Annotated in this window: 17 protein-coding genes and 1 pseudogene; 7 read left to right on the top strand and 11 right to left on the bottom strand. The window is 67.8% G+C overall.

The features are described from left to right. The first annotated feature begins 27 nt into the window (after positions 1 to 27). The 7 genes from ASC67_RS04710 (at position 28) to ASC67_RS04680 (ending at position 8,437) form a co-directional block, all read left to right on the top strand. A complete protein-coding gene (locus ASC67_RS04710) occupies positions 28 to 1,485 on the top strand; it encodes a nickel-dependent hydrogenase large subunit (protein ID WP_056315693.1) in 1,458 nt (485 codons plus the stop codon). A gap of 35 nt (positions 1,486 to 1,520) precedes the next feature. Then, positions 1,521 to 1,991, top strand: coding sequence for a nickel-responsive transcriptional regulator NikR (gene nikR / locus ASC67_RS04705; protein ID WP_056315690.1), 471 nt, complete (start codon positions 1,521 to 1,523; stop codon positions 1,989 to 1,991). A 373-nt stretch (positions 1,992 to 2,364) separates the two neighbouring features. Further along, on the top strand, positions 2,365 to 4,455 hold the full coding sequence (locus ASC67_RS04700) for a TonB-dependent receptor (RefSeq protein WP_235566222.1): 2,091 nt from the start codon (positions 2,365 to 2,367) through the stop codon (positions 4,453 to 4,455). Positions 4,456 to 4,543: 88 nt separating this feature from the next. Beyond that, the gene (locus tag ASC67_RS04695; RefSeq protein ID WP_404932832.1) at positions 4,544 to 5,920 is read left to right on the top strand and encodes a sensor histidine kinase; all 1,377 of its coding nucleotides are present in this window, start codon (positions 4,544 to 4,546) and stop codon (positions 5,918 to 5,920) included. A gap of 71 nt (positions 5,921 to 5,991) precedes the next feature. Beyond that, complete coding sequence (gene asd, locus ASC67_RS04690; protein WP_056315796.1) at positions 5,992 to 6,852, top strand: archaetidylserine decarboxylase; 861 nt, start codon at positions 5,992 to 5,994, stop codon at positions 6,850 to 6,852. 80 nt (positions 6,853 to 6,932) lie between these two features. Then, the gene (locus tag ASC67_RS04685; RefSeq protein WP_156466658.1) at positions 6,933 to 7,928 is read left to right on the top strand and encodes an HD-GYP domain-containing protein; all 996 of its coding nucleotides are present in this window, start codon (positions 6,933 to 6,935) and stop codon (positions 7,926 to 7,928) included. A gap of 35 nt (positions 7,929 to 7,963) precedes the next feature. Further along, positions 7,964 to 8,437 (top strand): CreA family protein, encoded by a 474-nt coding sequence (locus ASC67_RS04680; protein WP_056315678.1) that lies wholly within the window; start codon positions 7,964 to 7,966, stop codon positions 8,435 to 8,437. A 46-nt stretch (positions 8,438 to 8,483) separates the two neighbouring features. On the opposite strand, the gene fba is transcribed toward ASC67_RS04680, so the two are convergent. The 11 genes and pseudogenes from fba to ASC67_RS04625 all read right to left on the bottom strand — a co-directional run bounded on the left by fba (position 8,484) and on the right by ASC67_RS04625 (position 19,482). Next, positions 8,484 to 9,521, bottom strand: coding sequence for a class II fructose-bisphosphate aldolase (gene fba, locus ASC67_RS04675; RefSeq protein ID WP_056315674.1), 1,038 nt, complete (start codon positions 9,519 to 9,521; stop codon positions 8,484 to 8,486). A gap of 54 nt (positions 9,522 to 9,575) precedes the next feature. Further along, positions 9,576 to 10,757, bottom strand: coding sequence for a phosphoglycerate kinase (locus ASC67_RS04670; protein ID WP_056315671.1), 1,182 nt, complete (start codon positions 10,755 to 10,757; stop codon positions 9,576 to 9,578). Positions 10,758 to 10,777: 20 nt separating this feature from the next. Further along, positions 10,778 to 11,797 (bottom strand): type I glyceraldehyde-3-phosphate dehydrogenase, encoded by a 1,020-nt coding sequence (gap, locus tag ASC67_RS04665; protein WP_056315668.1) that lies wholly within the window; start codon positions 11,795 to 11,797, stop codon positions 10,778 to 10,780. A gap of 51 nt (positions 11,798 to 11,848) precedes the next feature. Further along, complete coding sequence (tkt, locus tag ASC67_RS04660) at positions 11,849 to 13,927, bottom strand: transketolase (protein WP_056315666.1); 2,079 nt, start codon at positions 13,925 to 13,927, stop codon at positions 11,849 to 11,851. A gap of 67 nt (positions 13,928 to 13,994) precedes the next feature. Then, on the bottom strand, positions 13,995 to 14,873 hold the full coding sequence (locus tag ASC67_RS04655; protein ID WP_056315661.1) for a phosphoribulokinase: 879 nt from the start codon (positions 14,871 to 14,873) through the stop codon (positions 13,995 to 13,997). Between the two features lie 46 nt (positions 14,874 to 14,919). Further along, positions 14,920 to 15,993 carry a class 1 fructose-bisphosphatase gene (locus ASC67_RS04650; RefSeq protein ID WP_056315657.1) on the bottom strand — a complete coding sequence of 358 codons (1,074 nt, stop codon included), beginning with the start codon at positions 15,991 to 15,993 and terminating at the stop codon, positions 14,920 to 14,922. Positions 15,994 to 16,003: 10 nt separating this feature from the next. Next, complete coding sequence (locus ASC67_RS04645) at positions 16,004 to 16,696, bottom strand: HAD-IA family hydrolase (protein ID WP_056315655.1); 693 nt, start codon at positions 16,694 to 16,696, stop codon at positions 16,004 to 16,006. Continuing rightward, entirely contained in the window at positions 16,693 to 17,397 is a 705-nt protein-coding gene (rpe, locus tag ASC67_RS04640; protein ID WP_056315652.1) for a ribulose-phosphate 3-epimerase, read from the bottom strand. Before rpe ends, ASC67_RS04645 begins: the two co-directional genes overlap by 4 nt. Next, a complete protein-coding gene (locus tag ASC67_RS04635) occupies positions 17,397 to 18,200 on the bottom strand; it encodes an HAD-IA family hydrolase (protein ID WP_056315648.1) in 804 nt (267 codons plus the stop codon). Before ASC67_RS04635 ends, rpe begins: the two co-directional genes overlap by 1 nt. Position 18,201: 1 nt before the next feature. Then, positions 18,202 to 19,036: pseudogene (locus tag ASC67_RS04630) on the bottom strand (AAA family ATPase). Positions 19,037 to 19,062: 26 nt separating this feature from the next. Then, the gene (locus tag ASC67_RS04625) at positions 19,063 to 19,482 is read right to left on the bottom strand and encodes a ribulose bisphosphate carboxylase small subunit (protein WP_056315643.1); all 420 of its coding nucleotides are present in this window, start codon (positions 19,480 to 19,482) and stop codon (positions 19,063 to 19,065) included. Positions 19,483 to 19,508: the final 26 nt, after the last annotated feature.

Below are 19,508 nucleotides of genomic sequence, written 5' to 3'. Positions count from 1 at the left end.
GCCCTTGCGCAGGCCGAGGGCGCTGAGATGGCCCGCCTGCTGGTCGGCCCGTTCAACCGCGTCGAGGGCGATCTCGAGGTCACGCTCGATATCGCTGACGGGCGGGTGAGTTCGGCGCGTGTCAACGCGCCGATGTACCGCGGCTTCGAGCAGATCCTGCGCGGCAAGAACCCGCACGATGCGCTGGTCTACGTGCCGCGCATCTGCGGCATCTGCTCGGTGTCGCAGTCGGTCGCCTCGGCGCGGGCCCTGGCCGACCTGGGCGGCCTGGAGATGCCACCCAACGGCCAGCATGCGACCAACGTGATCCTGGCGACGGAGAACCTGGCCGACCACCTGACGCACTTCTACCTCTTCTTCATGCCGGACTTCACCCGCCCGGTCTATGCGGCCCAGGCCTGGCATGCCGAGGCCGAGCGCCGCTTCGCGCCGCAGACCGGCGAGCAGACGCGCGCGGCCATCGCGGCGCGCCAGCGATGGTTCACGCTGCTCGGCACCCTGGCCGGCAAGTGGCCGCACACGCAGAGCATCGAGCCTGGCGGCTCCACGCGGCCGATCGAGGCGGCCGAGCGAGTGCGCCTGTTGTCGCGCGTGCGCGAGTTCCGGGCCTTCCTCGAACGTCAGCTGTTCGCCGCGCCACTGGAGCAGGTGAGCTCGATCGCCACCGAAACCGAGCTGTGGGCCTGGCATGCGCAGGACCCCTGGCGCGGCGACTTCCGCCTGTTCCTGAGCATGGTGAAGGACGCCGCCCTCGAGCGTCTCGGCCCGGGGCCCGGGCGCTACCTCAGCTACGGTGCCTACCCGCAGCCGGATGGCGGCTTCGAGCTCGGCGGCGGCGTGTGGCATGCACGGAGCGCGGTGCTGTCGCGGCTCGACGTGGCGGCGATCCGCGAGGATGCGACGCACGCCTGGCTGGCCGACAGCGCCGGGCCGCGCCATCCGCTCGACGGCCTCACGCTGCCCGACGCCGACAAGCCCGGCGCTTACACCTGGAACAAGGCGCCGCGGCTCGCGGGCGAAGTGATCGAGACCGGTGCCATCGCCCGTCAGCTGGCATCGGCGCAGCCGTTGGTGCGCGATGCGGTCGGCCGCCACGGTGGCACCGTCTACACACGGGTGCTGGCGCGCCTGATCGAGCTGGCGCGCGTGGTGCCGATGATGGAGCGCTGGTTGCTGCAGTTGCAGAGCGGCGAGTCCTACTGCGTGCCGAGCCCGCATTTCACCGAAGGCATCGGCGTGGGCCTGAGCGAGGCCGCGCGCGGCAGCCTCGGCCACTGGATCGTCGCCAGCCGCGGTCACATCGCCAATTACCAGATCGTCGCACCGACCACCTGGAACTTCTCGCCGCGCGACGCCGCCGGCACGCCCGGTGCGCTGGAGCAGGCGCTCGAGGGCGCGCCGGTGCGAGAAGGCGAACTGACGCCGGTGGCAGTGCAGCACATCGTGCGCTCGTTCGACCCGTGCATGGTGTGCACGGTGCATTGACCGATCATCTTCCTCGCCTTCACCGACCGGTTCGCATGGAACGCTTCACCATCTCGCTCGACGACAAGCTCGCGCACGAATTCGACCACTGGATCGGCGACCGAGGCTATGCCAACCGCTCGGAGGCGGTGCGCGACCTGTTGCGTGCTGAGATGGAGCGTACGCGCCAGGAGAAGGACGAGTCGGTGCACTGCGTGGCCTGCCTGTCGTACATCTTCAACCACCACCAGCGCGAGCTCACCGAGCGCCTCACCGAATTGCAGCACGATCACCACGATCTCGCGGTGTCGACGATGCACGCCCACCTGGACCATGACCACTGCCTCGAGACCGTGATCCTGCGCGGCCCGACGCTGGCAGTGAGGCAGTTCGCCGACGCGGTGTGCGCCGAGCGCGGCGTGCACCACGGCAAGCTCAACCTCATCAGCGTGGAACTGCACCACAGCCACAAGCACGGGCGCGGGACGCACCACGCGGCGCACGTGCATCCGAAGCCGATCTCTTGAGCCGCCGCGTCTGACGCGAAGCCCCGAGGCCCTGCGATGCAGGGCCTTTTTTCTGCTTGCCTCGGAGCACAGCCGGCCGGCAACTGATCAGCGGGGTGGAAGACCGGTTCGAAAGCGCGGCTGTCGGTGCATCCGATCCGATGCAGGGCTCGTACATGATTGTTGCAGCCGTATGACCTCGACGACGACCGCGCGTGTCTGAGGCTTGTGCGGTGGCACGGAATGTGTATGAACAATATAACAATCATCACATTCACATCGCGAACTGCGCCGGCGCCAGAGCGATCAGAACGGAGACAGAACCATGTACGAGATCAGGAAGGCTGAGGAGAATCGTGGCAGTTGCCGCGCGACTGTTGGCTCGAATCTGCCCATGCCGTTCCATCAGGCGCTGCGGGCCATCGCGATGGCGGCAGTGAGCGCCGGCGCCACGGCACAGACGCCAACGCCGACCACCCAACTCGAGCCAGTCGTCGTGCAAGGCAACTACAACAACTCGATCGGCAGTTCGGATGCCGCAAGCCAGGGCACCGTCACCTCGAAGCTGATCGAGAACCGCCCGACGCTGCGGCCGGCCGAGGTGCTGGAGTTCGTGCCGGGCGTGATCGTGTCGCAGCACAGCGGGGACGGCAAGGCCAACCAGTACTACCTGCGGGGCTTCAACCTCGACCACGGCACCGACTTCGCGACCTTCGTCGATGCGATGCCGGTCAACATGCCCACGCACGCCCACGGCCACGGCTACAGCGATCTCAACTGGTTGATCCCGGAGCTGGTCGACCGCATCGACTACCGCAAGGGTCCCTATTACGCCGAGGAAGGCGACTTCGCCTCGGCCGGCGCCGCGCACATCCGCCTGGTCGACACGCTGCCCAAGGGCATCGGCTCGATCACCTTCGGCGAGAACGGCTACCGCAGGGGGCTGCTGGCGAACTCTGACGCCGCGGGCGGTGGGCAGTTGCTCTACGCGCTGGAGGCCGGGCATAACGACGGGCCCTGGGACAACCCCGAGAACTTCCGTCGCCTGAACGGCGTGTTGCGCTACAGCTTCGGCGACGCGCAGACGCGGTCCGTGATCACGGCGATGGGCTACTCAGCCAAGTGGAACTCCACCGACCAGATCCCGAAGCGTGCCGTCGATCAGGGCCTGATTGGTCGCTTCGGTGCGCTCGATCCCACCGACGGCGGCGAGACATCGCGCTACAGCCTCTCATACGACCTGACGCACCAGCTCGACGACGGCGCCTTCAAGTTCAGTGCCTATGCCATCCAGTCGCGCTTGAACCTGTTCTCCAACTTCACCTTCTTCCTCGAGAACCCGGTGGACCTGGACCCGACCGCGGCGAACGGCGACCAATTCGAGCAGGCGGAGCGCCGCAAGGTGGTGGGGCTGACCACCAGCCGGAGTTGGAACACCAGCGTCGGTGGTCGTGAGATGACCAACACACTCGGGGCGCAGGTGCGGCACGACCGGCTGGGCCCGGTGGGCCTGTATGGCAACGTGGCGCGGGAGCGTGTCAGCACCACGCAGGAGTCGCGTGTTCGCGAGACCAGCATCGGGGTCTACGGCGAGAACGCCACGCAGTGGCTGCCCTGGTTGCGCAGCGTGGCGGGCTTGCGGTTCGATCGTTTCACGTTCGACGTGGACAGCTCGATTCCGCAGAACAGCGGCAAGAAGAACGACGGCATCGCGTCGCCCAAGCTGTCGTTGATCTTCGGCCCCTGGAGCAAGACCGAGTACTTCGCGAACTACGGCTACGGCTACCACAGCAACGATGCACGCGGCGCGACCGCCCAGGTCGCGGCCAAGGACCCGACCGTCGCGGTCCAGGCGGTCGATCCACTGGTTCGCTCCAAGGGCGGGGAGCTCGGGCTTCGGACCGAGCTCGTGCCAGGCCTGCAGAGCTCGCTGGCGCTCTGGCACCTGAGGCTCGACTCCGAACTGCTGTTCGTCGGCGATGCCGGCGAGACCGAGCCCAACCGGGCCAGCAAGCGCTACGGCATCGAGTGGAACAACCACTACGTGGCCCGGCCCTGGCTGCTGTTCGACCTGGATCTCGCGGCGTCGCGGGCGCGCTTCAGCGAGGACGATCCCGATCCGGCGGTCGGCAACCACATCCCGGGCGCAGTGAACCGGGTCGCTTCGCTGGGTGTGACGGTGACCGATCTGGGGTCCTGGTTCGGGCAGTTCCAGGTGCGCTATTTCGGTCCCCGGCCGCTGATCGAGGACAACAGCGTGCGATCGAGTGCCACGACCCTGGCCTACCTGCGGGTCGGCTACAAGGTGAGCCAGGACGTGAGGCTCGCGCTGGATGTCTTCAACCTGTTCGATCGCGAGGCCAGCGACATCGACTACTACTACCCGTCCCGCCTGCAGGGTGAACCGGCAGGCGGCGTGGACGACATCCATTTCCACCCCGTCGAGCCACGCCGTCTTCGCATGACGCTGACCGCTAACTTCTGACGCATCGGCCGACGGTGCGAGCGTAGGGAGCGACGCCGGGCATGCATCGTGCTCAAATGGACCGACGATTGCTCGTGCCCCTGTCTCGATGGCCCGCCCCTTGCCCCCTCGCCCCTTGCTGAATGCGCCGCCGGTGGCCGCCGACGCGGGGCCGCATGGCCAGATGGAAGGGGTCGATGAATCGACCTGGATGGACGTCATCCAGAAGATGGACGAGGTGTATTCGCAACTGGTGCTCGACGAGATCGAGCTCGAGCAGAAGAACACCGAGCTCGAGCAGTCCCAGCAGTTCATCTTCAGCGTGCTGTCCGCGATGTCGGATGTGCTGCTGGTGTGCGACGAACACGGTGTGATCGAGGAGACCAACGCGGCCTTGCGCGAGCTGGTGGGTCGCAGCGACGCCGCTTTGCGCGGCATGCTGTTCCACGATCTGCTGGCCGACGAGGCCAGCGGCGAGCGCGTGCGCCAGGTGCTGGCCAACGCCACACCGTCCCGCCAGGGCGAGGCGGTCGAGCTGAACCTGCTCGATGCACAGGGGCAGAGCGTGCCGGTCGATGCCAACTGCACGCCGCGCATCGCGCCGAACGGTCGACGCGTCGGCACGGTATTCGTCGGCCGTCCCACGGCCGAGATCAAGCGGGCCTTCCATGAGCTGCGCACCGCCCACGAGGCGCTCAAGCGCGCGCAGCAGCAACTGCTCCATTCCGAGAAGATGGCCTCGCTGGGTCGGCTGGTGGCCGGTGTGGCGCATGAACTGAACAACCCGATCAGCTTCGTTCTCGGCAACGTGCACGCGCTCAGCCGCTACAGCGATCGGCTGCGCACCTACCTGGAGGCGGTGCATGCAGGCGAGGCGCCGGCCCGGCTCGCCGAGATGCGCGGCAAGCTGCGCATCGAACACCTGCTGAACGATCTGCCATCGCTGATCGAAGGCACGCTGGAGGGCGCGCAACGCACCGCCGACATCGTCAACGGCCTGAAGCGCTTCTCGGCGATGGACCCGGAGGCCCGCGCGCCGGTGCCGCTGAACGAGGTGATCGAGCGGGCGATTCACTGGGTCAGCAAGGGCACCGCGCCGAGCTTCGAGATGAAGTGGACGCCAGGTCCGGCCTGCATGGTGACCGGCAGCGCAGGGCAACTGCAGCAGGTGCTGATGAACCTGCTGCAGAACGCCTGCGACGCCGCTGCCAACCGCGCCGGCGAGAGCCCGGTGCTGTGGATCGACACCGAGCAAGACGGCTCCTGGGCGCGGCTGCGACTGCGCGACAACGGCCCCGGCGTTCCGCCTGAGCACCTGACGCGCATCTTCGATCCTTTCTTCACCACCAAGCCGGTGGGCAAGGGTACGGGCCTGGGCCTGTCGATCAGCTACGGCATCGTCGAGCAGCACGGCGGCAGGCTGAGTGCGCGCAACCATCCGGACGGTGGTGCCGAGTTCACGCTGGAACTGCCTCTGACCGAATGACCGCCACGGTGGGTGCGGAGGCGGCTCCGCGCTCGCTACACTGCTGCGCGTCTCCGCTCTGCGCTGCGCCCGTGTCCGAACGTCTTTCCGTGCTCTTGCAGTACCTGGTGCCTCAGCGCGCGCTGACGGTGTTCGCCGGCTTCGTGGCCTCGGGGCGCTGGGGAGGCATCACGACCGCCATCGTCCGCCGTTTCGTCCGCAAGTACCGGGTCGACATGAGTGAAGCGGCCGAGCCCGACATCGCCCGGTATCCGAGCTTCAACGACTTCTTCACCCGTGCGCTGCGCCCGGGTGCTCGCCCGTTGGCGTCGGCCGCGCTGGTCTGCCCGGTCGACGGCGCGATCAGCCAGTTCGGCGCGATCGAGCGCGACCAGATCTTCCAGGCCAAAGGGCACCACTACTCGACCCGGGCGCTGGTCGGCGGCGACGCGGAACTGGCAGCGCGCTTCCAGGACGGACAGTTCGCCACGCTGTATCTCAGCCCTCGCGACTACCACCGCATCCACATGCCCTGCGACGGCCGGCTGCTGCGCATGATCCATGTGCCGGGCGATCTGTTCTCGGTCAACCCGGTTACCGCGCGGGGCGTGCCGGGGCTGTTCGCTCGCAACGAGCGGGTGGTCTGCGAATTCGAAGGGCCGTTGGGGCCGTTCGTGCTGGTGCTGGTGGGAGCGACCATCGTCGGCAGCATGGCCACGGTCTGGCACGGCCAGGTGAATCCGCCGCGCGCGGCGCAGCTGCGCGAGTGGCGCTACGCGGATCGCGATCTGCGGCTGAAGCAGGGTGAGGAGATGGGGCAGTTCCTGCTGGGGTCGACCGTCGTGGCCCTGTTCCCGCACGATGTGGTCCGTTTCGATCCGGCCTGGGCGCCCGGGCGGGCGGTTCGTCTGGGCGAAGCCATGGCGGTCGGTGCCGGGCTGGCGGGGGAATGACACCCGACTGATGTGCAAGTGATCGGCAAGGTTACATTTGCAAGGGAACGCTGTGCGTGACATGCCGGAGAACACCTCGATTGAACTCGCTGACCCCTTCCCCGGAGCACTCGGAACCGAGTGCCGCAGCCGGCGGTGACCCGAATCCCCCTCCCCAAGTCGCCCTGCCGTCCGACCTGACCGCGCTCCACCACCAATTGCTCACGCTGTTGCGTGCCCCCGGGCAGGAGGGGGCATGGCTGTCGATGATCGACGGCATCGGCCGGCGCATCCGCTCGCTGGTCGAACGCGACGCCGACACGGCGCTGTACCTGCAGGTGCAGGGCGCACAGCGGGCGCAGGATCACTACAGCAGCCAGCACGCGCTGTTCTGCGCGGTGGTCGTCGACCTGTGCCTCCAGCACCTGAACGTGGATGAGGCCGAGCGCCAGTCCGCGTCGCTTGCCACGCTGACGATGAACGTCAGCATGATGGAACTGCAGAACGAGTTGATCCATCGCGAGCGCACCCCGACCCTGGACCAGCGGCGCGTCATCGACGGTCATGCGCAAGCCAGCGCACAGTTGCTGCGACAGGTCGGTGTGCAGGACCCGATCTGGCTCGAGGTCGTCGAACTGCACCATGCCGATCCGCCGCCGGAGACGGGCTATGCGGCGCTCAGTCCGACGCAGCGCCTGGCCAGCGTGGTGCGCCGCGTCGATGTCTTCACGGCCAAGATGAGCTCGCGTCGGTTCCGGGCCGGCATGCCGGCCACCCTGGCCGCGCGTGCGGCCTGCCTGGGGCCCGATGGGCGGCCCGATGTGGTGGGCGCGGCGGTGATCAAGTCGCTCGGCATGTACCCGCCCGGCAGCTACGTCAAGCTGGCCAGCGGCGAAGTGGCCGTCGTCACGCGGCGTGGGATCAAGGCTAACGAACCGGTCGTGGCGAGCCTCGTCGGCCGCGACGGCCGGCCGCTGGCCGCTGCCACACCGCGCGATACGGCCGAGCGCAGCCATGCGGTCACCGGTATCGTGCGGCCGGCCGAGGTCCGGGGGCCGGTGCCGCCGGTGCGCGTGGGTGTGTCCGACCGTCTGTAGTCGCTGGGGTCGGTGCACGCTTTCCGAGGAGACCCATGAGAACGAAGGCGTTCCTTCTGTGCGTTGTCGGGCTCGGTATTGCGGCGATCGCGCGGTCGCAGCAGGTCGGTGAGGTCGATACCGTGTTCAAGCTGATCGGGCCGGACCACAAGATCGTCGTCGACGCCTACGACGACCCGAAAGTCGCCGGCGTGACCTGCTACGTCTCGCGCGCCAAGACCGGCGGCATCAAGGGGGCCGTCGGGCTGGCCGAGGACAAGTCGGAGGCCTCGATCGCGTGCCGGCAGACGGGGGCGATCGGCTTCTCGAAGCCCTTGCCGGAGCAGGAAGAGATGTTCAGTGAACGCCAGTCGCTGGTGTTCAAGCGCCTGCATGTGGTGCGCATGGTCGATCGGGCGCGCAACACCCTGGTGTACCTGACCTACTCCGACCGCGTGATCGAAGGCTCGCCGCAGAACAGCGTCACGGCGGTGCCGATCGACCGGGCCCTGACCATCCCGGTCAAATGAAAACGGGGTGCCTTGGGCACCCCGTGATGGCGCGGGCCTGTTTGGCTCAGGCGTAGCGTTTCGCCCCGGCTTCCAGCGACACCGGCCTGATCTTCGAGGCCATGCCGGCGCAACCGAAGGCCTGGAAGCGGTCGACGCACACGTCGCGGGCGGCGGCGGTGGCGTCCTTCAAGAACTTGCGCGGATCGAACTCGCTGCGATCCTTGCTCATCGCGCGGCGCATCGCGCCGGTCATCGCCAGCCGGATGTCGGTGTCGATATTGACCTTGCGCACACCGAAGCGGATGCCTTCCTGGATCTCCTCGACCGGTACGCCGTAGGTCTCCTTGATGTCCCCGCCGTGCTCGCGGATGATCGCCAGCCACTCCTGCGGCACCGAGGAGCTGCCGTGCATCACCAGGTGCGTGTTGGGAATGCGCGCGTGGATGGCCTTGATGCGGTCGATCGCGAGGATGTCGCCGGTCGGCTTGCGGCTGAACTTGTACGCGCCGTGGCTGGTGCCGATGGCGATGGCCAGGGCATCGACACCCGTCTTGGCCACGAAGTCGGCCGCCTGCTCCGGGTCGGTCAACATCTGCTCGTGGGTCAGAACGCCTTCGGCACCGACGCCGTCTTCCTCGCCGGCCATGCCGGACTCGAGCGACCCCAGGCAGCCGAGCTCACCCTCCACCGACACGCCGATCGCATGCGCCATATCGACTACGCGGCGCGTCACGTCGACGTTGTATTCGTAGCTGGCCGGCGTCTTGGCGTCCTCGAGCAGCGATCCGTCCATCATCACGCTGGTGAAGCCGGAGCGGATCGACTGGATGCACACCGACGGGCTGGCACCGTGGTCCTGGTGCAGCACGATGGGAATGTCGGGGTACATCTCGGCGGCGGCCTCGACCATCTTGCGCAGGAAGGGTTCGCCAGCGTACTTGCGTGCGCCGGCCGAGGCCTGCAGGATCACCGGGCTGTCGGTCTTCTGCGCGGCCTGCATGATGGCCTGGATCTGCTCCAAGTTGTTCACGTTGAAAGCGGGCACGCCGTAGCCGTGCTCGGCCGCGTGGTCCAGCAGTTGTCTCAGGGAAATCATGGCCATGGGTCAGCTCCGGTTGTTGGGGTCTTCGGGGGCAGGGCAGGGCGGTGTGATGCTTCAGGCAGCGCGGTCTTCGAGCGCCTTCACGGCGGGCAGCGTCTTGCCTTCGAGGAACTCGAGGAAAGCGCCGCCCGCGGTGGAGACATAGTCGATGTTCTTGGCCACGTCGAAGCGGTTGATCGCGGCGACGGTGTCGCCGCCGCCGGCGATCGAGAAGGCCTGCGATCCGGCGATGGCGGTGGCGAGCGTGCGGGTTCCGTAGGAGAACTGCTCGATCTCGAACACGCCCAGCGGGCCGTTCCACACGATGGTCTTGCAGGGCGCCAACCGCTCGACCAGGGCCTGCATCGACCGCGGGCCGAAATCGAGGATCAAGTCATCGGATGCGACTTCGCTCAGCCCCTTGATCGACGGGATGGCGCGCTCGGAGAACTCGGTGGCGGTCACCACGTCGATCGGCATGAAGAGTTCGGCACCTCGCGCGCCGAGCGTCGCAGCCACTTGTGCGGCGGTCTCGATCATGTCCGGTTCGCACAGCGACTTGCCGACCTGCTGCCCGGCGGCCAGCAGGAAGGTGTTGGCCATGCCGCCGCCGACCACCAGCAGCTCGACCTGCGCCGCCAGCGAGTTCAGGACAGACAGCTTGGTCGACACTTTCGAGCCGCCGACGATGGCCGCCAGCGGCCGGGCCGGCCGGGCCAGCGCGCGGCTCAGTGCGTTCAGCTCTGACGCCATCAGCGGGCCGGCGCAGGCCACCGGCGCGACGCGCGCCAGGGCCTCGGTGGTGGCCTCGGCGCGGTGGGCGCTGCCGAAGGCGTCGTTCACGTAGACGTCGCACAGCGTGGCCATGCGCAGTGCCAGCTCGCGCGAGTTGGCCTTCTCGCCGACGTTGGCACGGCAGTTCTCCAGCATCACGGCCTGCCCCGGTGCCACGTCGAAAGGCCTTGCGAGCCAGTCGCCGACCAGTGGTACCTCGCGGTCGAGCAGTTCACCGACACGCCGCGCCACCCGCGCGAGCGAGTCGGCCGGCGACAGCGCGCCCTCGCCGGGTCGACCGAGGTGCGAGGCAAGCATGACGCGCGCGCCCTGGGCCAGCGCGTGACGGATGCCCGGGATGCTGGCGCGGATGCGGGTGTCGTCGGTGATGCGGCCGGCGGCATCGAGCGGCACGTTGAAGTCGCAGCGGATGAAGACCCGCTGGCCGCGCAGGTTGATCTGTTCCAGGGTCTTGAAGGCCATGTCGCGCTCCGCGTGAGGCTTCAGGCTCGGGCCATCGCCAGGGCGGTATCGAGCATGCGGTTGCTGAAGCCCCACTCGTTGTCGTACCAGGCGCAGACCTTGACGAGCCGGCCCGAGACCTTGGTGCAGCTCGCGTCGAACACGCTGGAGCGTGCGTCGTGGTTGAAATCCATCGACACCAGCGGCTCGTCGGTGTAGCCCAGCACGCCGGTCAGCGGCCCTTCGGCGGCAGCGGCCTTCAGCAAGGCGTTGATCTCGGCCACGCTGGTGTCGCGGTTCGCAGTGAACACCAGGTCGACCAGCGAGACGTTGATGGTCGGCACGCGCACCGCGAAGCCGTCGAGGCGGCCGGCCAGTTCCGGCAGCACCAGGCCCACCGCGGCTGCGGCGCCGGTCTTGGTCGGGATCATCGACTGCGTGGCGCTGCGCGCGCGTCGCAGGTCCTCGTGGTAAACGTCGGTCAGCACCTGGTCGTTCGTGAAGCTGTGGATGGTCGTCATCAGTCCGTTGGCGATGCCGATGCCGTCGTTGAGCACCTTGGCCACCGGCGCCAGGCAGTTGGTGGTGCAGGAGGCGTTGGACACCACCGTGTGACCGGGCTGCAGCACGCCGTGGTTGACGCCGTAGACGACGGTCGCGTCCACGTCGGCGCCACCGGGCGCGCTGATCAGCACCTTCTTCGCGCCCGCCGTCAGGTGAGCCCCGGCCTTGGCCTTGCTGGTGAACAGGCCGGTGCACTCCATGACGATGTCGATGCCGTGCTGCTTCCAGGGCAGCTCGGCGGGGCTGCGGGTCGAGCTGACATGGATGCGGTGGCCATCGACGACCAGATCCGAACCCTCGTGGCTGACCGGCAGGCCGAAGCGACCATGCACGGTGTCGAAGCGGGTCAGGTGAGCATTGGTCTGCGCGTTGCCCAGGTCGTTGATCGCGACGATCTCGATGTCGCGGGCCGTGCCGGCGTGCTGCGATTCGAACAGCGCGCGGAGAACGTTGCGGCCGATGCGGCCGTAGCCGTTGATGGCGATGCGTGTGGTCAAGGCAGCCTCTTCGTGAGATGGAAGTGAAGTGGAGAGAAGGTCGGGAGCGGCTCAGTTGGACGACAGCACGGCGTTCGGTTCGGTGCCGAATTCGCTGTCGGCCGCGGAAGCGCCTTGCGGCCGCACCAGCTGTCGCGCGCGCTCGGCAGCGGCCTCGGCGGTGAGGCCGAACAGCTTGAACAGCTGCGTGGCCGGCGCCGATTCGCCGAAGCGGTCGAGACCGATCACATCGCCGTGCTCGCCTACGTACTTCCACCACAGGCCGGTGCTGCCGGCCTCGATCGCCAGGTTCGGCAGGTGACGGGGTATCACCGCGTGGCGGTAGGTGGCGTCCTGGCGATCGAAGACGTCGAGGCAGGGCACCGACACGACGCGTGCGGCAATGCCATCGGCCGCCAGCAGCGCGGCGGCCTGCAACGCGATGCCGACTTCGGAGCCGCTGGCCAGCAGCGCAACGCGCTCGCCCTCGGGACGGCGCAGCACGTAGGCGCCTCGTGCAATGCTCTCGATGCGTTCACGCCCGTCGCCGCCATGCGGCAAGGCCTGGCGCGACAGCAGCAGGCAACTCGGGCCGTCGGCACGCCGCAGCGACTGCCGCCACGCGACGGCTGTCTCGGTGGCGTCGGCCGGCCGCCAGACGTCGACGTTCGGGATCAGCCGCAGGCTCGACGCATGCTCGATCGGCTGGTGGGTCGGGCCATCCTCGCCGAGGCCGATGGAATCGTGCGTGAACACGTAGACGACCGGCAAGCGCATCAGCGCCGACATGCGGATGGCGTTGCGCGCATAGTCGGCAAAGGTCAGGAAGGTGCCGCCGAACGGCCGGTAGCCACCGTGCAGCGCCACGCCGTTCATGATGGCCGCCATGCCGAACTCCCGCACGCCGTAGTGCACATGGTTGCCGGTGCCGCGGCCCTTGAGCGGGCGATGGCCCTTCCAGTCGGTGAGGTTGGAGCCGGTCAGGTCGGCTGAGCCGCCGAGCAGCTCGGGCATCACCGGACCGACTTCCTGCAGCACGTCCTGCGAGGCCTTGCGGGTCGCCACGGCGGCGCGCCGAGTCTCGGCGTTGTCGATCGCGGCGGTCAGTGCGGCTTCCGTGGCGCTGCTCGGCGAGAGCGTTGCGCTCTGCCGGCGCAGCAGCTCCGACGCCAAATCGGGATAGGCCTTGGCGTAGGCGCTGAAACGGTCGCTCCAGTCGCGCCGTCGGCGAGCACCAGGCTCCAGCGCCGACCAGGCCTGCTCGACCGCCTCGGGGATCTCGAACGGGGCCGCCGTCCAGCCCAGCGCCTGGCGCGTCAGCGCGATCTCGGCCTCACCGAGCGCCTCGCCGTGGGCCTTCGCGGTGCCGGCACGGTTCGGCGAGCCCTGGCCGATGCGCGTCTTGCAGCACACCAGTACGGGCTTGTCGGATGCCTGGGCCTGCGCGATGGCACGGTCCAGCGACGCGAAGTCGTGTCCGTCGACATCGCGCAGCACCGTCCAGCCATAGGCTTCGAAGCGGCGCGGTGTGTCGTCGGAGAACCAGCCCTTCACGTCGCCGTCGATCGAAATGCCGTTGTCGTCGTAGAAGGCGATCAGCTTGTTCAGCTGCCAGGTGCCGGCCAGCGAGCAGGCCTCATGGCTGATGCCTTCCATCAAGCAACCGTCGCCGAGGAAGACATAGGTGCGGTGATCGATCACCGCGTGGCCGGGGCGGTTGAACTCGTCGGCCAGCAGCTTCTCGGCCAGCGCCATGCCGACGGCATTGCTGATTCCCTGGCCGAGCGGGCCGGTGGTGGTTTCGACGCCGGGCGTGACGTCGATCTCAGGGTGGCCAGGCGTGCGTGAATGCAGTTGGCGGAAGCGCTTGAGCTCGTCGATCGGCAGCTCGTAGCCGCTCAGGTGCAGCAGCGCGTACAGCAGCATCGAGCCATGCCCGTTCGAGACGACGAAGCGGTCGCGATCGATCCACTTCGGATCGGCCGGGTCGTGCTTCAGGTGGTGGCGCCACAGCGCCTCAGCGATGTCGGCCATGCCCATTGGCATGCCGGGATGGCCGGAGTTCGCCGCCTGCACTGCGTCCATCGCGAGGGCGCGGATGGCGTTGGCGCATAGGCTGCGCAGGGCCGCGGTGTCGGTGTTCTCGTTCATGGTGGGACCTGTGATGAGGTTCAGAGGGCGCGTCGAGCGTGGGGCGACAGGTCTCGCCGCGCCGCAATCAGGCCGCGAGCCGCTTCTTGCGCCGCTCGATCAGTCGCATGACCATCGGCGTGAAGATCAGCTGCATCGCCAGCTCCATCTTTCCGCCCGGCACCACCAGCGTGTTGGCGCGCGACATGAAGGAGTCGTGCAGCATGCTCAGCAGGTAGGGGAAGTCGAAGCCGCGCGGGTCGGCGAAGCGGATCACCACCAGGCTTTCATCGGCGGTCGGGATGGTGCGGGCAATGAACGGGTCGGAGGTATCGACCACCGGCACGCGCTGGAAATTGATGTGGGTGCGCGTGAACTGCGGGCAGATGTAGTGCACGTACTCGTGCATGCGGCGCAGGATCACGTCGGTGACGGCCGCGGTCGAGTAGCCGCGCGTACTGCGGTCGCGGTGGATCTTCTGGATCCATTCGAGGTTGATGACCGGCACCACGCCGATCAGCAGGTCGGCGTGCCGCGCGATGTCGACCTTGTCGGTCTTCACGCCGCCGTGCAGGCCCTCGTAGAACAGCAGCTCACTGTCGGGCAGCGGCTCCCAGGGTGTGAAGGTGCCGGGTTCCTGCTTGTAGGGGGCGGCTTCCTCGGCGTTGTGCAGGTACTTGCGGGACTGGCCGGTGCCGGTCTCGCCGTAGCAGCTGAACAGCTGCTCGAGCTCGGCGAACAGGTTGGCGTCTTCACCGAAATGGCTGAAGTGCAGGTTGCCCGCGACCTCGGCCTCGGCCATTGCGAGCTTCATCGACTTGCGATCGTGGCGATGGAAGCTGTCGCCCTCGATGACGACGGAGCGAATGTCCTCGCGGCGAAAGATGTTCTCGAAGGTGCGGGTCACCGACGTGGTGCCGGCGCCCGACGAGCCCGTGATGGCGATGATGGGATGGGGGGCGGACATGGCTGCGCCTTTGATGAGTAGGGACGGGCGGGTGACGGGCGCCGCTTCAGCTGGCTTCGGCGAACAGGCCGCGCTTGCCGAACAAGGGAGAGCTGTAGGTGGCCGGCGGTTCGTCGCGGTGGTAGCCCTCGATGCGGGCGACCTCCTCGGTCGAACCGAACACGAAGCCGATGCGCTGGTGGATCGCCTCCGGCTGCACTTCCAGCAGGCGCTTGCGGCCCGTGCTCGCCATGCCGCCGGCCTGCTCGATCAGGAAGGAGATCGGGTTGGCCTCGTACAGCAAGCGCAGCCGTCCGACCTTGTTCGGGTCCTTGGTATCTCGCGGGTAGAGGAAGACCCCGCCGCGCATCAGGATGCGGTGGGTTTCGGCGACCAGCGACGCGATCCATCGCATGTTGAAGTCGTCGCCGCGCGGACCGGTGCTGCCGGCCAGGCACTCATCGACGTAGCGCTTGACGGCCGGCTCCCAGAAGCGGCTGTTCGAGGCATTGATCGCGAACTCGCGCGTGCGCTCTGGAATGCGCAGGTTCGGATGGCTCAGCACCCACTCGCCGAGTTGCGGATCGAGCGTGAAGGCATGCGTGCCGTTCCCCAGCGTCAGCACCAGCATCGTCGACGGACCGTAGATCGCGTAGCCGCCGCAGACCATCGTCGTGCCCGGTTGCAGGTAGTCCTGCGGCTGCGGATCCTGGCGCGGCTGCGGTGCGCGATGGATCGCGAAGATGCTGCCGACGGTGACGTTGACGTCGATGTTCGACGAACCGTCGAGAGGGTCGAACATCAGCAGGTACTTGCCGCGGGCGTACTGCGGCGGCAGCGTGTACGGCGCCTCCATCTCCTCGGACACCATGCCGGCCACGTGACCGCTCCATTCGGTGGCGCGCAGGAACATGGTGTTGCTCAGCACGTCGAGCGTCTTCTGCTCTTCGCCCTGCACGTTGCCGGAGCCGGCGCTGCCCAGCACGCCGGCGAGGCCGCCGAAGGCCACCTTGCGCGAGATCGCCTTGCAGGCGAGCGCCACGTCGGAGATCAACGCATTGAGCTCGCCGGTCGCGCCGGGGTGCTTGCGGCGTTCCTCGATGAGGAACTGCGTGAGGGTGGACTTTCCTCCAGTGGGCATGACGGTCTCCTTAGGTGTTCTGATCGCAAGGGTCGGTCTGCACGCGCAGCCGGGCCGCCAGGTGCGCGGGCGTTGCCACGCGCCAGGCTTCGAGGCTCTCGGGTACCGCGTCGTGGCCGTAGCCCCACTGGACCAGCGCCGCCTGCGCGCCCGCCGCGTGAGCCGCCCGCAGGTCGAGGATGCTGTCGCCCACCATCAGCAGTCGGTCCGTCGAGATCCCGAGTCCGTCAGCCGCGTTCTCCAGCAGCAATGGCGAAGGTTTGCGCTGCGCCTTCGTGTCGGCGCCATGGACGGCGGCGAAGCAGTCCAGCAGTCCGGCAGCCTCCAGCACGGCGCGGGCGAGGCGGGTCGGCTTGTTGGTCACGACGACGAGCGGTCGCTGCGGCTTCAGCTGTGCGAGCAGTTCCGCGACACCGTCGTAGACCCGTCCGTCTTTCAAGGGCGCCGCGAGCGTGGCGCTGTCGAAGGCGGAGCGCACCAGAGGCGTCAGGAGGGCGGTGCTGAACGCGTCGAGATCCTGCGCGTTCATCGCGCGTGCGATGAGGGCGTCCGGGCCGTCACCGATCCAGCTGCGCACGCGGTCGAGGTCGAAGCGTCGCAGGTGGGCCTCGTCCAGGCCGGCATTCAGCGCGTGCGCGATGTCGGGCGCGCTGTCGACCAGCGTGCCGTCGAGATCGAAGGCGATGGCGTCGAAATTCGTCATGCTGCTCCGGCACCCGTCATGCGGTTCGATGCACGCTGGCCCAGGCGGGCGTTGTCGCGGATGCCGGCGATCGCCTGGGCGTAGCTGGCGCTGTTGAACACCGCCGAGCCGGCCACCAGTGTGTCGGCGCCGGCGGCGCCCACGCGCTGGGCGTTGTCGACCTTCACGCCACCGTCCACCTCGAGCCACACGTCGCGGCCGCTGCGATCGATCAGCCGGCGCACCGACTCGATCTTCGGCAGCGTGCTCTCGATGAAGCTCTGACCGCCGAAGCCTGGGTTGACCGACATCAGCAGCACCAGGTCGAGTTGGTCCAGCACGTGATCCAGCACGTACAAGGGCGTGGCCGGGTTCAGCACCAGCCCGGCCTTGATGCCGTGCGAGCGGATCAGCTGGATCGTGCGGTCGACGTGATCGCTGGCCTCTGGATGAAAGGAGATGATGTCGGCTCCGGCCTGCGCGAACATCGGGATCAGTGCATCGACCGGCTTGACCATCAGGTGCACGTCGATCGGCACCGTGGCGTGCGGCTTGATGGCCTGGCACACCAGCGGGCCGATGGTCAGGTTCGGGACGTAATGGTTGTCCATCACATCGAAATGGATCAGGTCGGCACCGGCCGTGATCACGTCGCGGACTTCCTCTCCGAGGCGGGCGAAGTCGGCCGACAGCAGGCTGGGCGCGATGCGGATGCTGCTCATCAGGCGATCCCCCGGTACAGGGCCTGGACGGCGTCCAGGGGTGCGGGGGGACGGGCCAGCGCGCACAATTCGTCGAAGCTCAGCCACGCGGATTGCTTCAGCTGGCGCCCGGGCTCGTCGCTGAGGGGTTTCTCGGGGTCCCCGAGGCGCGGCAATACCAGGCCGGCCTTCGTGAAGTCGCTGCCTTCGGTCCAGAACGTCGGCGTGATGACAGTCCACAAGCCAGCCGCGACGGCCGAACGCAGGCCGTTGGACGAATCCTCGAAGGCCACGGCGCGGTCGGCTGTGAGGCCGAGCGTCCGCAGCGCCAGTTGGTAGATGTCGGGAGCAGGCTTCTTCTGCTTCACCTGGTCGCCACAGGCAATGACGCTGAACATCTCGAGGCCTCGAGCGCCGAGGGTCGACTGCAGCAGGGCGTCGACGTTGACCGCGCTGGTGGTGCTGGCGATGGCGAGACGCCGCCCGGCATGCAGGGCTTCATCGAGCAGGCGCGCGATGCCGTCGCGCAGCACGATACCGCCGTCGTTCACCATCGAGCTGTAGAAGCGAGTCTTCTCACGGTGGAGATGCGGCACCAGTTCCAGCAGGCGACGCCGGTCGGTCGGCGCGATCGGCAGCGACTGGATGTAGCTGGTGATGCGCTCCTTGCCACCGGTGACGTCGAGCAGGCCGCGGTATTCGGTGCGACTCCAGCTCCAGCCCAGGCCGTAGCGATCGAATGCCAGATTGAAGGCCACGCGGTGGGCCTCCTCGGTGTCGGCGAGGGTGCCGTCCACGTCGAAGATGAGCGCGTCGATGCCCATGTCAGTCTCCCGCGGGGCTGGATGTTTCGAACACGCGGCTGGCCAGGATGTCTTGCGCCTGCAGCGTGCAGAGCTGCTCGCGTGTCAGCGCGCTGTCGTCGTCGAACAGGCGGGTCGCGTGGCGCAGCCGGATGCGGTCGAGCGCATTGCGCACCGAGCGGGCGTTGGCGAAATGCGGCTGCTGACGCCGCAGGCCGACGTAGCGCGCGAAGGCCGGCTCGGCCTCGTCGTCGAAGCGGTAGTTCAGACCCTGCAGCATCAGCGTCGCGATCTGCATGAGCTCCGACTCGCTGTAGTCGGGGAAGTCGATGTGGTGCGCGATGCGCGAGGCCATCCCCGGATTGCTGCCGAAGAAGGTGTCCATCCGGTCCTTGTAGCCAGCGATGGCCGTAGTCGCGCTCGTTCTCGGGGCGGTAGAGGTAGTAGGCCTCGTCGATGAACAGCACGCCGCCCATCGCCTTCTTCAGCACTTCCTTGGTCTTGGGTGCGGTGTGGCCGATGAATTGACCCACCAGGTCGTCGCGCGTCACCGCGACSAGRTGGCCYTTGCGCACRTAGCCCAGTTGCTTGAGCACCGCGGCCATGCGCATCGCCACCGTGGTCTTGCCGGTGCCGGGGTTGCCGGTGAAGCACATGTGCAGCGAGGGGGGCTGCGATTGCAGCCCCTGCTGCTGCCGCAGCTTGTCGATCACCAGCAGCGCGGCGATGTCGCGGATGCGCCCCTTGACCGGCGCCAGGCCGACCAGCTCGGCGTCGAGCTGCTCGAGCAGCGTGCGCACGCCCGAGGCTTCGAACAGCGCACGTGGGGAAGGGGCGGAAGAGGAGGTCTCGTCCATGGCAGCGAGCTCGATGCGCAGCGCGTTCAGTAGCGGGCGCCTTCCGGGGCGGCCTGGACGGCGTAGCTCTCGATGCTGTACCGCAAGGTGCGGCCCGGCTCCTCGGTACGGATCAGGCGGAAGCCCGGCTCCTCGTTGGGGCGGTTGATGATGAAGGACAGCACCACCGACTCGGTGCCGTGCGTGGAGTCGAACGCGGTGAGTCGGATGTAATGGTTCGGGAAGGTCTTGCGGCAGTTCGTGACTTCGAGCATCACGCCGGCGGCGTCCTGCACGTCGAACATCGGGTTGCCGAACATCTCCCAGTAGGTGTTGCGGGGATGAGGGTCGTCGGTGTACTCGAGACCGATGGCCCAGCCCTTGTCGAGGCAATAGCTGACCTGGCGGCTGATCTGCTCGTCGCTCAGGTCTGGCAGGAAGGAGAAGGTGCCTTGTGTGATGCGCATGCGGTGCTCCGTGGTGTGCGGGAAGT

This window comes from Methylibium sp. Root1272, assembly GCF_001425905.1.
GTDB lineage: Bacteria > Pseudomonadota > Gammaproteobacteria > Burkholderiales > Burkholderiaceae_C > Methylibium.
Note: the sequence above shows the minus strand (reverse complement) of the source record. Positions and strands in the feature narration are given on the sequence as shown.

Excerpts from the sequence above, each read along its gene's own strand:
- ASC67_RS04710 (WP_056315693.1), top strand. The coding sequence starts at position 28 with ATGGCCCGCCTGCTGGTCGGCCCGTTCAACCGCGTCGAGGGCGATCTC.
- nikR (WP_056315690.1), top strand. The coding sequence starts at position 1,521 with ATGGAACGCTTCACCATCTCGCTCGACGACAAGCTCGCGCACGAATTC.
- ASC67_RS04700 (WP_235566222.1), top strand. The coding sequence starts at position 2,365 with ATGCCGTTCCATCAGGCGCTGCGGGCCATCGCGATGGCGGCAGTGAGC.
- ASC67_RS04695 (WP_404932832.1), top strand. The coding sequence starts at position 4,544 with ATGGCCCGCCCCTTGCCCCCTCGCCCCTTGCTGAATGCGCCGCCGGTG.
- ASC67_RS04680 (WP_056315678.1), top strand. The coding sequence starts at position 7,964 with ATGAGAACGAAGGCGTTCCTTCTGTGCGTTGTCGGGCTCGGTATTGCG.
- fba (WP_056315674.1), bottom strand. The coding sequence starts at position 9,521 with ATGGCCATGATTTCCCTGAGACAACTGCTGGACCACGCGGCCGAGCAC.
- ASC67_RS04670 (WP_056315671.1), bottom strand. The coding sequence starts at position 10,757 with ATGGCCTTCAAGACCCTGGAACAGATCAACCTGCGCGGCCAGCGGGTC.
- tkt (WP_056315666.1), bottom strand. The coding sequence starts at position 13,927 with ATGAACGAGAACACCGACACCGCGGCCCTGCGCAGCCTATGCGCCAAC.
- ASC67_RS04655 (WP_056315661.1), bottom strand. The coding sequence starts at position 14,873 with ATGTCCGCCCCCCATCCCATCATCGCCATCACGGGCTCGTCGGGCGCC.
- ASC67_RS04650 (WP_056315657.1), bottom strand. The coding sequence starts at position 15,993 with ATGCCCACTGGAGGAAAGTCCACCCTCACGCAGTTCCTCATCGAGGAA.
- ASC67_RS04645 (WP_056315655.1), bottom strand. The coding sequence starts at position 16,696 with ATGACGAATTTCGACGCCATCGCCTTCGATCTCGACGGCACGCTGGTC.
- rpe (WP_056315652.1), bottom strand. The coding sequence starts at position 17,397 with ATGAGCAGCATCCGCATCGCGCCCAGCCTGCTGTCGGCCGACTTCGCC.
- ASC67_RS04635 (WP_056315648.1), bottom strand. The coding sequence starts at position 18,200 with ATGGGCATCGACGCGCTCATCTTCGACGTGGACGGCACCCTCGCCGAC.
- ASC67_RS04625 (WP_056315643.1), bottom strand. The coding sequence starts at position 19,482 with ATGCGCATCACACAAGGCACCTTCTCCTTCCTGCCAGACCTGAGCGAC.